12 protein-coding genes, 1 pseudogene and 1 riboswitch are annotated in these 13,268 nt (G+C 58.7%); of the genes and pseudogenes, 9 read left to right on the forward strand and 4 right to left on the reverse strand.

The window, feature by feature from the left end:
- Positions 1-99 precede the first annotated feature (99 nt).
- From ACF0H7_RS29905 to ACF0H7_RS29920, 4 genes and pseudogenes are all read left to right on the forward strand, one after another.
- Positions 100-1,119 carry an ArsR/SmtB family transcription factor gene (locus ACF0H7_RS29905; RefSeq protein ID WP_397450392.1) on the forward strand — a complete coding sequence of 340 codons (1,020 nt, stop codon included), beginning with the start codon at positions 100-102 and terminating at the stop codon, positions 1,117-1,119.
- A pseudogene (gene metK, locus ACF0H7_RS29910) lies at positions 1,116-2,307 on the forward strand (methionine adenosyltransferase). The gene ACF0H7_RS29905 and the pseudogene metK overlap by 4 nt, the downstream one beginning before the upstream one ends.
- A 236-nt stretch (positions 2,308-2,543) precedes the next feature.
- Positions 2,544-4,217 carry an NAD-dependent DNA ligase LigB gene (gene ligB, locus ACF0H7_RS29915; protein WP_397450393.1) on the forward strand — a complete coding sequence of 558 codons (1,674 nt, stop codon included), beginning with the start codon at positions 2,544-2,546 and terminating at the stop codon, positions 4,215-4,217.
- 40 nt (positions 4,218-4,257) lie between these two features.
- Entirely contained in the window at positions 4,258-4,674 is a 417-nt protein-coding gene (locus ACF0H7_RS29920; protein WP_397450394.1) for a DUF1090 domain-containing protein, read from the forward strand.
- A gap of 13 nt (positions 4,675-4,687) precedes the next feature.
- Here ACF0H7_RS29920 and ACF0H7_RS29925 read toward each other — a convergent pair whose 3' ends face one another.
- From ACF0H7_RS29925 to ACF0H7_RS29935, 3 genes are all read right to left on the reverse strand, one after another.
- Positions 4,688-5,137: a c-type cytochrome gene (locus ACF0H7_RS29925; protein ID WP_397450395.1), complete on the reverse strand. Its 450-nt coding sequence runs from the start codon at positions 5,135-5,137 to the stop codon at positions 4,688-4,690.
- Between the two features lie 76 nt (positions 5,138-5,213).
- Complete coding sequence (locus tag ACF0H7_RS29930) at positions 5,214-5,600, reverse strand: MAPEG family protein (protein ID WP_397450396.1); 387 nt, start codon at positions 5,598-5,600, stop codon at positions 5,214-5,216.
- Between the two features lie 10 nt (positions 5,601-5,610).
- Positions 5,611-6,450, reverse strand: coding sequence for an EamA family transporter (locus tag ACF0H7_RS29935; RefSeq protein WP_397450397.1), 840 nt, complete (start codon positions 6,448-6,450; stop codon positions 5,611-5,613).
- 220 nt (positions 6,451-6,670) lie between these two features.
- Between ACF0H7_RS29935 and ACF0H7_RS29940 the strand changes: the two genes are divergently transcribed.
- The gene (locus ACF0H7_RS29940; RefSeq protein ID WP_397450398.1) at positions 6,671-7,834 is read left to right on the forward strand and encodes an MFS transporter; all 1,164 of its coding nucleotides are present in this window, start codon (positions 6,671-6,673) and stop codon (positions 7,832-7,834) included.
- A gap of 111 nt (positions 7,835-7,945) precedes the next feature.
- Here ACF0H7_RS29940 and ACF0H7_RS29945 read toward each other — a convergent pair whose 3' ends face one another.
- The gene (locus tag ACF0H7_RS29945) at positions 7,946-8,347 is read right to left on the reverse strand and encodes an acyl-CoA thioesterase (protein ID WP_397450399.1); all 402 of its coding nucleotides are present in this window, start codon (positions 8,345-8,347) and stop codon (positions 7,946-7,948) included.
- Positions 8,348-8,546: 199 nt separating this feature from the next.
- Positions 8,547-8,668, forward strand: a riboswitch (S-adenosyl-L-homocysteine riboswitch).
- Positions 8,669-8,689: 21 nt separating this feature from the next.
- Between ACF0H7_RS29945 and ahcY the strand changes: the two genes are divergently transcribed.
- The 4 genes from ahcY to ACF0H7_RS29965 all read left to right on the forward strand — a co-directional run bounded on the left by ahcY (position 8,690) and on the right by ACF0H7_RS29965 (position 13,229).
- Complete coding sequence (gene ahcY / locus ACF0H7_RS29950; RefSeq protein ID WP_397450400.1) at positions 8,690-10,099, forward strand: adenosylhomocysteinase; 1,410 nt, start codon at positions 8,690-8,692, stop codon at positions 10,097-10,099.
- Positions 10,100-10,286: 187 nt separating this feature from the next.
- Positions 10,287-11,132, forward strand: coding sequence for a methylenetetrahydrofolate reductase [NAD(P)H] (metF, locus tag ACF0H7_RS29955; RefSeq protein ID WP_397450401.1), 846 nt, complete (start codon positions 10,287-10,289; stop codon positions 11,130-11,132).
- Positions 11,133-11,242: 110 nt separating this feature from the next.
- The gene (locus tag ACF0H7_RS29960) at positions 11,243-12,334 is read left to right on the forward strand and encodes a hypothetical protein (protein ID WP_397454069.1); all 1,092 of its coding nucleotides are present in this window, start codon (positions 11,243-11,245) and stop codon (positions 12,332-12,334) included.
- Between the two features lie 64 nt (positions 12,335-12,398).
- Positions 12,399-13,229, forward strand: a complete 831-nt coding sequence (locus tag ACF0H7_RS29965; RefSeq protein WP_397450402.1) for a substrate-binding periplasmic protein — start codon at positions 12,399-12,401, stop codon at positions 13,227-13,229.
- The last annotated feature ends 39 nt before the right edge of the window (positions 13,230-13,268 follow it).

Here is a 13,268-nt window from a genome sequence, read left to right on the forward strand (position 1 = left end):
AAACGTGTGCGACAGAAAAACGCCACTTATCGAGCAATATCAAAACTTTTTGATATTGCTATTGCGAAGTACGGCATCGGCCTCTAGACTGCCTGCCTTATGAATTTGCCCGCGCCCGAAATCCGCACCGATGAAAGCGACGACCTGGCTGCCTTGTGCAAAGCCGGGGGCGATCCGCTGCGACTCAATGTGCTGCGCGCGCTGGCCAACGACTCTTTCGGCGTGCTGGAACTGGCGCAGATTTTCGCCATCGGCCAATCAGGCATGAGCCACCATTTAAAGGTGCTGGCGCAGGCCGAGCTGGTGGCGACCCGTCGCGAAGGCAACGCGATTTTCTACCGTCGCGCCCTGCCTCACACCGAGCAACCGGGCGGCCGTTTGCACGCGGCGCTGCTCGATGAAACGGATAATCTTGAGCTGCCGCTCGACGTCCAGGCGCGTATTAGCCTGGTGCATCGGCAACGGGCAGCCGCCAGTCAGGACTTCTTCGCCCGGGTCGCGGAAAAATTTCGCGCTCAGCAGGATTTGATCGCCGGTCTGGCGCAATATCGTGAAAGCTTGTTGTCGTTACTCGACAAGCTGAACTTCGGCAAAGACGCTACGGCAGTGGAAGTCGGCCCCGGCGACGGCGGTTTTCTGCCCGAGCTGGCGCAGCGCTTCAGTCACGTTACGGCGCTGGACAACAGCCCGGCGATGCTGGAACTGGCGCGTCAATTGTGCGAGCGCGAGGCGCTGGGCAATGTCGAACTACGCCTGGCGGACGCTTTGAGCGACGCCGACATCAGTGCCGACTGCGTAGTGTTGAACATGGTGCTTCATCATTTCGCCGCGCCGGCCGAAGCCCTTAAACAGCTGGCCCACCTGGTGCAACCAGGCGGTAGCTTATTAGTGACAGAGTTGTGTAGCCACGACCAGAGTTGGGCCAAGGAGGCCTGCGGCGATCTCTGGTTGGGTTTTGAACAGGAAGATTTGGCCCGCTGGGCCAGCGCTGCGGGGCTGGTCCCCGGGGAAAGCCTCTATGTAGGTTTACGTAATGGTTTCCAGATCCAGGTTCGCCACTTTCAGCGACCGGCTGGCAACCCTCACCATCAGTACAATTCAGGAAACCCGTCGAGATGAGCGAATACTCTCTTTTCACCTCCGAGTCCGTGTCTGAAGGGCATCCGGACAAAATCGCCGACCAGATCTCCGATGCGGTGCTGGATGCCATCATTGCTCAGGACAAGCAGGCTCGTGTCGCTGTAGAAACCTTGGTCAAGACTGGCGTTGCCATCGTTGCCGGCGAAGTCACCACCACTGCCTGGGTTGACCTGGAGCAGATCGTTCGTGACGTGATCAACGACATCGGCTACACCAGCTCCGACGTCGGCTTCGACGGTTCCACTTGCAGCGTGATGAACATCATCGGCAAGCAGTCGCCTGACATCAACCAGGGCGTTGACCGCGCCAAGCCTGAAGATCAAGGCGCTGGCGACCAAGGCCTGATGTTCGGCTACGCCAGCAACGAAACCGCAGAGCTGATGCCTGCACCGATCGCCTTCTCGCACCAGTTGGTAAAACGCCAGGCCGAAGCGCGTAAGTCGGGCCTGCTGCCTTGGCTGCGTCCAGACGCCAAATCCCAGGTCACTTGCCGCTATGAAAACGGCATCGTGGTCGGTATCGACGCGGTGGTTTTGTCGACCCAGCACAACCCGGAAGTCTCCTACGCCGACCTGCGTGAAGGCGTTATGGAACTGGTCGTGAAACACGTGCTGCCAGCTCACCTGCTGCACAAAGACACCCAGTTCCACATCAACCCGACTGGCCAGTTCATCATCGGTGGCCCAGTGGGCGACTGCGGCCTGACCGGTCGCAAGATCATCGTCGACAGCTACGGCGGCATGGCCCGTCACGGCGGCGGCGCGTTCTCCGGTAAAGATCCATCGAAGGTTGACCGTTCGGCTGCCTACGCTGGCCGCTACGTTGCCAAAAACATCGTCGCTGCTGGCCTCGCCGAGCGCTGGCGAGATTCAGGTTTCCTACGCCATCGGCGTCGCACAACCGACTTCGATCTCGTTGAACACCTTCGGCACCGGCAAGATCAGCGACGACAAGATCGTTCAACTGGTCCGCGAGCACTTCGACCTGCGTCCATACGCAATCACCAAGATGCTCGACCTGCTGCACCCGATGTACCAGGAAACCGCAGCTTACGGCCACTTCGGCCGCACGCCGCAAACCAAGACCGTGGGCGACGACACCTTCACCACGTTCACCTGGGAAAAAACCGACCGCGCCGCCGACCTGCGAACTGCTGCTGGTTTGTAATACGCGTTAGTGGTTGAAAGAGCCTCAGTCGATTTTGGTCGGCTGGGGCTTTTTTGTGTCTGACAGAACCTCATCGCGGGCAAGCCCGCTCCTACAGATTGAACTCTCAATGTAGGAGCGGGCTTGCCCGCGATGACGTCGGCACTAGCACCGAAAAACCCGGTAACCAGCCAAATCTCTACCGGCCAACACTAGCAACTAGCCTCATAAGCCTCCCTCCAAGCAAGGACGCTTCGATGCTGCGCTCAATCACCGCCTGCCTACTCGCCTTCACCTGCCTGAACGCCACCGCCAACACCTGCCCCGACTGGCCCACCACCAAAGCCCATCAGGAAATCACCACCCTGCAGCAACAAATCAGCCAATGGGACGACAGCTATCATCGGCTGGGCGTTTCGCAAGTTGCCGATGAACTCTACGACCAATCCCGCGCGCGTCTCACGCAGTTACATAGTTGTTATCCCGCCAACGCGGATGACGACAACCCACTGAAAACCGCCGTTGGCCCGGTCGCACATCCCATCCCGCACACTGGTTTGAGCAAGCTACCGGACGAGCGCGCCGTGCAGGCGTGGCTCAAGGGTCGTCAGGACGTGTGGATTCAGCCCAAGGTCGATGGCGTCGCGGTGACGCTGGTGTATGAAAACGGTGAGTTAAAGCAGGCCATCAGTCGCGGCGACGGGGTTAACGGCCACGACTGGACTGCGCATGTGCGTCTGGCGGCGGCGGTCCCTCAGCGACTGCCCAGTTCAGAACGCCTGGTGTTGCAAGGCGAGTTGTACTGGCGTTTGCAGGATCATGTGCAAGCCACCGGCGGCAGCGCCAACGCGCGGGGGAGTGTTGCCGGGTTGCTGGCGCGCAAGAAACTCAGCGTTAGCGATGCAGACAATATTGGACTGTTCGTTTGGGACTGGCCTGAAGGGCCGGCAGATTTGCCTGCGCGGCTAGCCGGCCTGAGCGCTCTGGGGTTTCCCGAGAGTGCGCTGTATAGCCACCCCTTGGAAACCTTCGCCCAGGCGCAACAATGGCGCGAGCATTGGTATCGCAGCCCCCTGCCATTCGCCAGTGATGGCGTGGTTTTGCGCCAAAGTCAGCGTCTTCCTGCAGAGCGCTGGCAGGCTAAAGCGCCGTATTGGATCGCAGCGTGGAAATACCCTTTTGCTCAAGCGCTGGCGGAGGTGCGCAAGGTCAATTTCAACATCGGACGCAGTGGGCGAATTACGCCGGTGCTGGATATCGAGCCGGTGCAATTGGATGATCGGCAAGTAAAACGCATCAGCGTCGGCTCGTTGCAGCGCTGGCAACAACTGGATATCCGCCCCGGCGACCAGGTGGCGATCAGCCTCGCCGGGTTGACCATCCCACGCCTCGACACGGTGGTATCGCGCAGTGTCGAACGAGCCGAGTTAAACGTGCCCCTGGCAAGCGACTATCACGCCTTGAGCTGCTGGCAGCCGACTCCCGGTTGCGAAAGCCAGTTTAAGGCGCGGCTGGTGTGGCTCAGCGGCAAGAATGGCCTGGCCATGGCCGGCGTCGGACCCGGCACTTGGGACAAGTTGATACAGGCCGGACGCATCAATGGCTTGCTCGACTGGATGGCGCTCAATGTGACCGAAGTCGCTAACATTTCCGGATTTGGCGAGCGCAGCAGCGCTAAACTGCTCAGCAGTTTTCAAAGTGCACGACAACAACCGTTTCAGCGCTGGCTTAAAGCACTGGGTCTGCCGCCAACTTCTGCTATCGAGCTTGGCAACCAATGGGCCGTTTTGGCGTCCAAGAGCCTCGAGCAGTGGCAATCCGAACCCGGTATTGGTGCGGGACGGGCGGCACAGCTTGTAGCTTTCTTCAGTGATCCGCATGTCCAGGCGCTCGGCGACCACTTGCGGGCTCAGGAAATAGAAGGTTTTTAGCTCGACGTCATCTTTCAGGGACACACTCAAGGGAGCGTATATGAGATTTTTGTCACCGCTGATTGTGTTCACCGCGTGCAGCCTGTTGGCAGCGGTGCTGTTTGCTGCCGAAGAGGCTCAGCCCCAGCTCACTGGCTGCGCGGCCAAACGACAGGACATCAGCGCCCAGATCGAACAGGCCAAGGCCAGCGGTAACAGTGAACAACAGGCGGGACTGGAAAAAGCCCTGAGCGAAGCCACGGCCAATTGCAACGATGCGACGCTACTTAAGCAGCTCGAACAGAAAGTGCTGGATGCCAAGCATGAAGTCAGCCGACGTCAGGCAGACCTGAACAAAGCGATGGGCAAAGGCGATCCGGACAAGATCAACAAGCGCAAAGACAAACTGGCCGAGTCGCGCAAGGAATTGCAGGACGCGCAGGTGGAGCTGGAGAAGGTCGAGCCGAGTGAAGATTGACGTGGGTTCGCGGTCAATGATCACGAAACTCTTTGTGACACGCCTCGCACGAATCCTGAACCTTCTGCACTGCCGGGCTAAGAGTGCTGACCTTGAACGGCCGGGCATTGCTCGCGACCACCAGCTCGCCCGTCGCTGATTCCAACGTCGTCGCCAACTCCTGAAAACGTGCCTGCTTCTGCCAGACATCGTCCTTGGCGCTGCTGTTGGAGGATTCCTTCACTGACGGAAAATGCTTCCACGGCTTGTGCGACAGGCTGTCCAGCTTGGCGGCGCCCTCGGTGAAGCGCTGACCATCGAATGCCACGCGCCCTTTCAGCATGCCGCTCAGGTCTTCACTGGTCTTGAGCATTTGCTTGAAGATCGCCTTGCGCTGCCCCAACGGCGAGTTCGGGTCAACGCCGCCGCAGGCACTCAAGGTCAGGCAGGCCAGCAATACTACGCACAGTCTTTTCAGAATCATGATGGCTACGGGCTGGGGAAGACGGCCGCCAGTATCCTCGGCTGGCCGGCAAACGCCAAGTACGCCATTGCCGCAGTCACACGGAGACGACAAACATTGCCGTGATCAGCGCGAGGCCGGCGAACCAGACGATTGAACGCAAAACGGCCCAATCCGCCAGATAGCAGATGATGTACAACAGGCGAGTGGTGATAAACAGCACGGCCAGTACATCGATCGTCACCGGCAGGGCATTCCCCACATTGGAGGCGATGATCACGGCGGCGGCAAATGCCGGAAACACTTCAAAGCTGTTGCGCTGCGCGTAATCCGCGCGCTTGGCAAAGCCTTGCAGACCCTCAAGAAAAGCCCGTGGATCGTGATTTTGCCGAGGGCCGAACTTGCCACCACTGAACTTGGCAATCCACGTGCACACGTACGGCAGAAAGATCGCGATCAATACACACCAGAAAGATACCGTCATGCATTGCTCCTTATAGTTTTAACTTCATCAACAGCATCCCCAGCAACACTAGCCCACAGGCCATGAGCCGGGGCCTGCCGAAAGGCTCTTTCAAGTAGCGCATGCCGAACAGCACCACCAACACCACGCTGATTTCACGCAAGGCCGCCGCTTCCGCCACCGAGCCCAATTGCATGGCCCACAGCACGAGCGCGTAACTCAATAGAACACACAGCCCGACGCTAATTCCCAGACGCCATTGCTCGCGCCAGAACAGGGTAAACGCCTGCCGCTTGCTGCACAGCGCCATCAACGGAAACGGCCAGGCACTGATCAGCGAGAGCCACACCAGATAATCCAGCGGCTGCGCGCCGAGTTGCAGCACATGCCCGTCGATCCAGGTGTAACAACCGATGCACAGGCCAATCAGCCCCACCACTGGCAACATAGACCATGGCAAACGCGCGCCACCTCCGCCCTGCCACAGCAGGCAGACCATGCCGCACGGAATCAACAGAATGCCGAGGATTTGTTGGGTGGTGAGGTGCTCGCCGGCAAACACCAGGGTCAACCCGAGCACTACCAATGGCGAAAGTCCGCGCATCAGCGGGTAGACCAGGCCCAGGTCGCCAACGCGATAGGCCCGGATCAGCAGGACGCGATAGATCAGTTCGAAAACCGCCGATCCGATCATCCACGGCCACACAGCCGCGGGTGGCGGCGAAACGAAACCAAGCATTACCACCGCGAAGGTAAACGCGACAACGTCCATGCTGGCAATCACCAGCAATCGCTCGCCACTGAATTTGATCAAGGTATTCCAGGTTGCATGCAGTACCGCTGCGATCAACACCAAAACCGTTGCCAACACCGAGCGCTTCCTTGTCTAAAGTCCTATTTATTTCATTCGAGATGTGTCAGCAGCCAGATATACTCTCGGCATTACGCCACACCAGCTACGCACTCTAATTCCAATAATCCTGCATCTACCCGGCTCAATCCTTACTGGATCGAATCGGCTACTCGCATGCGTGTGCCTGATCAGGGCGTCAAGAGTACAGATTTCCAGCCTCAAGACGGAGCCCCAACGCATGCCCCTTGCCTTGCTAGCCCTCGCGGTTGCCGCCTTCGGCATCGGCACCACCGAATTCGTGATCATGGGCTTGTTGCCCGACGTCGCCACCGATCTGCATGTCAGCATTCCTCGCGCCGGCCTGCTGATTACCGGATACGCGCTGGGCGTGGTATTCGGTGCGCCGATTCTCGCCATCGCCACCGCGAACATGCCACGCAAAGCCACGCTACTGGGCATGACGCTGATGTTCATCCTCGGCAATGTGCTCTGCGCATTGGCGCCGACTTATGCGGCGCTGATGGCCGCGCGCGTGATCACCGCGCTGTGCCATGGCGCCTTCTTCGGCATCGGTTCGGTGGTTGCTGCCGGCCTGGTGGCCCCGAACAAACGAGCGCAAGCCATCGCGCTGATGTTTACCGGTTTGACCCTGGCCAACGTGCTCGGCGTGCCCTTGGGTACGGCACTGGGGCAAGTCGCCGGCTGGCGCTCGACCTTCTGGGCGGTGTCGCTGATCGGCGTGCTCGCGGTGATTGCGCAGATGATCTGGCTGCCAAAAGAAATCCCCATGGAAAAGGGCAATCTGGTTACCGAATTCCGCGTGCTGGGTAAAACTAACGTGCTGCTTGCGCTGGCGATGAGCGTCATGGCCTCCATCAGTCTATTCAGCGTCTTCACCTATATCGCACCGATTTTGCGCGACGTGACTGGCGTCAGCCCTCACGGCATCACCATCATGTTGCTGATCTTCGGGCTGGGTTTGACCGGCGGCAGCATGCTCGGCGGCAAGCTGGCGGACAGCCGTTTACTGCCGTCACTGGTGGGGATGTCGATTGCGGTGGTACTGATCGTTGCGCTGTTCAGCCAGACCGTTCATTCCGTGGTACCGGCGGCCATCACCCTGTTGGTGTGGGGCGTGGTGGCGTTTGCTCTGTGCCCGATACTGCAACTGCTGATTATCGATCAGGCCAGTGACGCGCCGAACCTGGGGTCGACCTTGAATCAGAGCGCATTCAACCTCGGCAATGCGATCGGTGCCTGGGTCGGTGGTTTGGTGGTCGCCAGCGGCACTGACCTGGCGGATCTACCGTGGACAGGTGCGGCCTGCGCGGTGCTGACCCTGCTGACCGCGTTGTTTTACATCTACTTGCAGAAGCGGCAGGCGCAGGCTGTTAACGTCTGACAGATCGACGGTTTGTTGTAGGAGCCAACTTGTTGGCGAGAGGTTTAACGCGGCGCGTCAGACGGACCGCCTCGCGAACAAGTTCGCTCCTACAGAGGTCGGTGCGCGGCTTTACTCTATGGCCTCATCCTGGAACTGGTCTTTGACGTACTTGATTTCCGTCCGGCCATGCGGTGCGGGCAGGCCGTCTTCGCCGAGGTTGACGAACACCATTTTTTCCACCGTCAGGATGCTTTTACGGGTGATCTTGTTGCGCACTTCGCAGGTCATGGTGATGGAGGTGCGGCCGAACTCGGTGGCGGTGATCCCCAACTCGATGATGTCGCCCTGGCGCGAGGCGCTGACGAAGTTGATCTCGGAAATGTACTTGGTGACGATGCGCTGATTACCCAACTGCACGATCGCGTAGATCGCCGCTTCTTCGTCGATCCAGCGCAGCAGGCTGCCGCCGAATAGCGTGCCGTTGGGGTTGAGATCTTCGGGCTTGACCCATTTGCGGGTGTGGAAATTCATGCTCACTCCTGACCGTCTTGCCGATTGATGCCGGTAATCATGGCAGACCTGTGCCATTCCCTCTATCCAGCTGTTTCTATAGTGGCCATTAGTTTCCTTGGATTTATGCGACAGAAAGCCTTGGGAAGAACCGCCGGCGCAGCTATAATCAGCACCGTTTCAAAACGGCCATCTTCTCTTGATACCGTTTTCCCGCCACCTGTCCGAGGGGCGCTGCAGCAGGTTTCTCCTGTCAGGCTCGGATGGGGCGTTGTTTGACCGGCCTTCCCTTATAAGGAATCAGCCAGCCAAACCTTAAACGCACAACGGCGCCCATTCGCACACTACGAATGGAGACTCACAATGAGTGCTGTAATCACGCCCGCAGATTTTACCGACTACAAAGTCGCCGACATGTCCCTGGCTGCCTGGGGCCGTCGCGAAACCATCATCGCTGAATCCGAAATGCCTGCCCTGATGGGTCTGCGTCGCAAGTACGCCGGCGAACAACCGCTCAAGGGCGCGAAGATTCTCGGCTGCATCCACATGACCATTCAGACTGCCGTGCTGATCGAAACCCTGGTTGCCCTGGGTGCCGAAGTACGCTGGTCGTCCTGCAACATTTTCTCGACTCAAGACCAGGCCGCCGCTGCTATCGCTGCTGCCGGCATCGCGGTTTACGCCTGGAAAGGCGAGACCGAAGAAGAGTACGAGTGGTGCATCGAGCAGACCATCCTTAAAGATGGCCAGCCTTGGGACGCCAACATGATCCTCGACGACGGCGGCGACCTGACCGAGATCATCCACAAGAAATACCCGGCAATGCTGGACCGCATCCACGGCGTTACCGAAGAAACCACCACTGGCGTTCACCGTCTGTTGGACATGCTGGCCAAGGGCGAGCTGAAAATCCCTGCCATCAACGTCAACGACTCGGTGACCAAAAGCAAGAACGACAACAAGTACGGCTGCCGTCATAGCCTGAACGATGCGATCAAGCGTGGTACCGACCACCTGCTGTCCGGCAAGCAAGCGCTGGTCATCGGCTACGGTGACGTGGGCAAGGGCTCGGCACAGTCGCTGCGCCAGGAAGGCATGATCGTTAAAGTCTCCGAAGTCGACCCGATCTGCGCCATGCAAGCCTGCATGGACGGTTTCGAACTGGTTTCGCCGTTCATCGACGGGATCAACGACGGCACGTCCGCCAGCATCGACACCGCACTGCTGGGCAAGATCGACCTGATCGTGACCACCACCGGTAACGTGAATGTTTGCGACGCAAACATGCTCAAAGCCCTGAAGAAGCGCGCTGTTGTCTGCAACATCGGTCACTTCGACAACGAAATCGACACCGCTTTCATGCGCAAGAACTGGGCATGGGAAGAAGTGAAGCCGCAGGTACACAAGATCCACCGTACCGGTGCTGGCACTTTCGATCCGCACAACGATGACTACCTGATCCTGCTGGCCGAAGGCCGTCTGGTTAACCTGGGCAACGCCACAGGCCACCCAAGCCGCATCATGGACGGCTCGTTCGCCAACCAGGTTCTGGCGCAGATTTTCCTGTTCGGTCAGAAATACGCCGACCTGTCGACCGCTCAAAAAGCCGAGCGCCTGACTGTTGAAGTGCTGCCGAAGAAACTCGACGAAGAAGTCGCGCTGGAAATGGTCCGTGGTTTCGGTGGTGTGGTCACTCAACTGACCAAGACCCAGGCCGAGTACATCGGTGTCACCGTGGAAGGCCCGTTCAAGCCGCACGCTTACCGCTACTGATTGGTCAGGCAGCCCGCTCGCTTGTAGGAGCGGGCTTGCCCGCGATCGACCGCGCAGCGGTCGCAAACAGTTGTTATCAGGACAGGCTGGCACAACGCCGATTTTCTGAAGGTCGTTCCGACCTTATCGCGGACAAGTCCGCTCCTACAGGGATCGCGTCTGCCCTCCTGCTCCCCAGGATATAAAAATGTCCCAAGACCGCCGCTACAGCTTCGAATTTTTCCCGACCAAGACCGATGCCGGGCATGAAAAATTGCTCGCCACTGCGCGTCAGTTGGCCGGTTACAACCCTGACTTTTTCTCCTGCACCTACGGTGCCGGTGGCTCGACCCGCGACCGCACGATCACCACCGTGTTGCAGCTGGAAAGCGAAGTCAAAGTTCCTTCCGCGCCGCACCTGTCGTGTGTCGGTGACAGCAAGGACGATTTGCGCACCCTGCTTGCGCAGTACAAGAACGCCGGGATCAAACGTATCGTCGCGCTGCGCGGTGACCTGCCTTCCGGCATGGGCATGGCCAGCGGTGAGTTGCGTCATGCCAACGATCTGGTGACCTTCATTCGCGAAGAAACCGGCAGCCACTTCCATATCGAAGTTGCCGCTTATCCAGAGATGCATCCGCAAGCACGCAATTTCGAAGACGATATCGCCAACTTCGTGCGCAAGGCTCATGCGGGCGCCGATAGCGCGATCACCCAGTATTTCTTCAACGCCGACAGCTATTTCTACTTTGTCGAGCGCGTGCAGAAAATGGGCGTCAACATCCCTGTGGTGCCGGGCATCATGCCAATCACCAACTACAGCAAACTGGCGCGCTTTTCCGATGCCTGCGGTGCAGAGATCCCACGCTGGATCCGCAAGCAACTGGAAGCCTATGGCGACGATGTGCAAAGCATCCAGGCGTTCGGCGAAGAAGTCATCAGTCAGATGTGTGAACAACTGCTGGTAGGTGGCGCCCCAGGGCTGCACTTCTACACCCTCAATCAGGCCGAGCCGAGCCTGGCGATCTGGAATAATTTGCAACTGCCACGTTAAAAACAAATCTAACGCGGTCAGCTTGCTTCTGTAACATCCAAGCCTGTTGAATCAGCAGACCCTCCCGCTTGGCGAGGGTCTGTTACATCCCGGACCACGGACGCACCTTGTTGAATTCTTCTAGCGCTACCTCGCAAGCCCCGCAGCTTATTTACCTGGTTTTCGGTGCCGACACCTATCACCAGGAAGCTGTATTCAGTATCGCCAGTGCCTTGGCCGGTATGCGCGAAACCCCTGATCAAACCATCGATATTCAGGTGTTCAGCGACAATCCCGCGCCCTATGCGAAACTGCCCGTCCGCGTGCGCCCGCTGGATAATGAAACACGAGCCGCCTGGAGCGCTCCCCACGGCTATCACTTTCGCACCAAGCATGAAGCCTTGCGCCTGGTATTGAAGGAATCGGATTGCGCACTGTTGATAGACACCGACACCTTCTTTCTCGCCTCTCCGATGAGACTGTTTGATCGGATCAAGCCCGGCACCTTGCTGTGCAACGCCTTCAATCCGCGCTACGGCGACCATCGACAATACCCACTGCACCAAGTGCTCTCCGAGCGTCTGGCCGCCCGAGGGCTGGCCGACGATGACATGGTGCAGCTCAACTCCGGCGTTATTGGCCTGATGCGCGAAGATGCGGGCGTGCTCGACCAGTCGATCGCGTTGATGGACGAGTTTTATCCAGAAGTCTCCACTTCCTTCAATCTCGAAGAGTTTTGCTTGGCAGTCGCGTCTTACCGGACCAAAGAGGTCAAAGAGTGCAGCGATCTGATCCATCATTACTGGAGCCGCAAGCAGCTGTTCCGCGCCAAAGTGCGCGCCTGGCTGGCCAAGCACGGGGATACGCCGCTTAGCCCGCAAGCGCTGGACGACACTCGGCAAGTGACGACGACCCTGCCACGTCCACCGACCTGGAAGCGCCTGATTTACAAGGCTGCGACTGCCCACGCACCGTCGATGCAGCGTCAGTTCCTGCGCGAAATTCTGTATGGCTGCGCGTGGCACAAGAATGAATTCGACCGCGCCTGCTCGTCAGTGTGGTGGGAAAAAGCCCAGGAAAACGCCGAAGAGCGCATGCAGCGCGCGCTGGAATCCAGTGAGCTGAAAAGCTGGCTAAGCCATTGGCCGGTCAGTATGTTGCTGGGCAAACAGCAGGAGGTGATTTATCGTCATCTGCTGCAACATGGCACCCGAAAAAAATAGTCCTTTAGCCACAGGCGGCGACCCAGAGCTTCTATTTGAACAACGTCCGTCGTAACCTCAAGCCATGCCCGTCATCCTCCAGTTTCTGACCGCTGCGCTCCTCACGTGCCTGAGTTTCACTGCTTGGGCCGAGAAGTTGCGCATCGTCACGGAACCCTGGGCGCCTTATGTGTACATGGAAAACGGGCAACCGCGCGGGCTGGACTACGACACCACGGCGATTATCTTCCAGCGCCTGGGCATCGATGTTGAATGGCACTTCCTGCCATGGAAGCGTTGTCTGGCGATGCTGGAGCAAGGTCAGGCCGACGGTGCGCTGGATATCTTCAAGAGTCCCGAACGTGAAAATTTGCTGCTGTACCCCAGCGAGCCGCTGTCCGATGTCGAATGGGTGCTTTTCTACGCGAACGCCCGCCCTCACCCGATTCAATACCTGAATGATTTGCACGGGCTGACCGTGGGCGTATCGCCGGGTTATGTCTATGGCCAGGATTTCGAGAGCTCTCCGCTGTTCATTCGCGAAGCCGCACCGAGCCATGAAGCCAACTTCGGCAAACTGTTGCTCGGGCGCGTTGATTTGGTGGTTACCGACCGACGCGTTGGCGAATACCTGCTCGACCAATTGAAGGCCCGCGACCAGGTCACCCAGTCGCCAATGGTCATCAGCAAGCGACCGCAATACCTGGCGGTACGCAAAAAAGCCGGCATGGACCTGCTGGTCCAACGTTTCGCTGCAGAGCTCAAACGCTTCAAACGCGAGGCGGCGTACGCTGAACTGGTTGCCCGCTATACCGGTGAAGTGATAGCGCCTGAACCTCAATTGCCCGCCAGCCCCGCAACCGCCGCACCACTGGCGCATAAAACCGTTGAGCAGCAGGAAAGCGGCGCACTGTGATTGCTCTGTTATACTCCGGCCTTCCCGCCAGGCTTACGC

It is taken from the genome of Pseudomonas sp. NA-150 (assembly GCF_044336365.1).
Lineage (GTDB): Bacteria > Pseudomonadota > Gammaproteobacteria > Pseudomonadales > Pseudomonadaceae > Aquipseudomonas.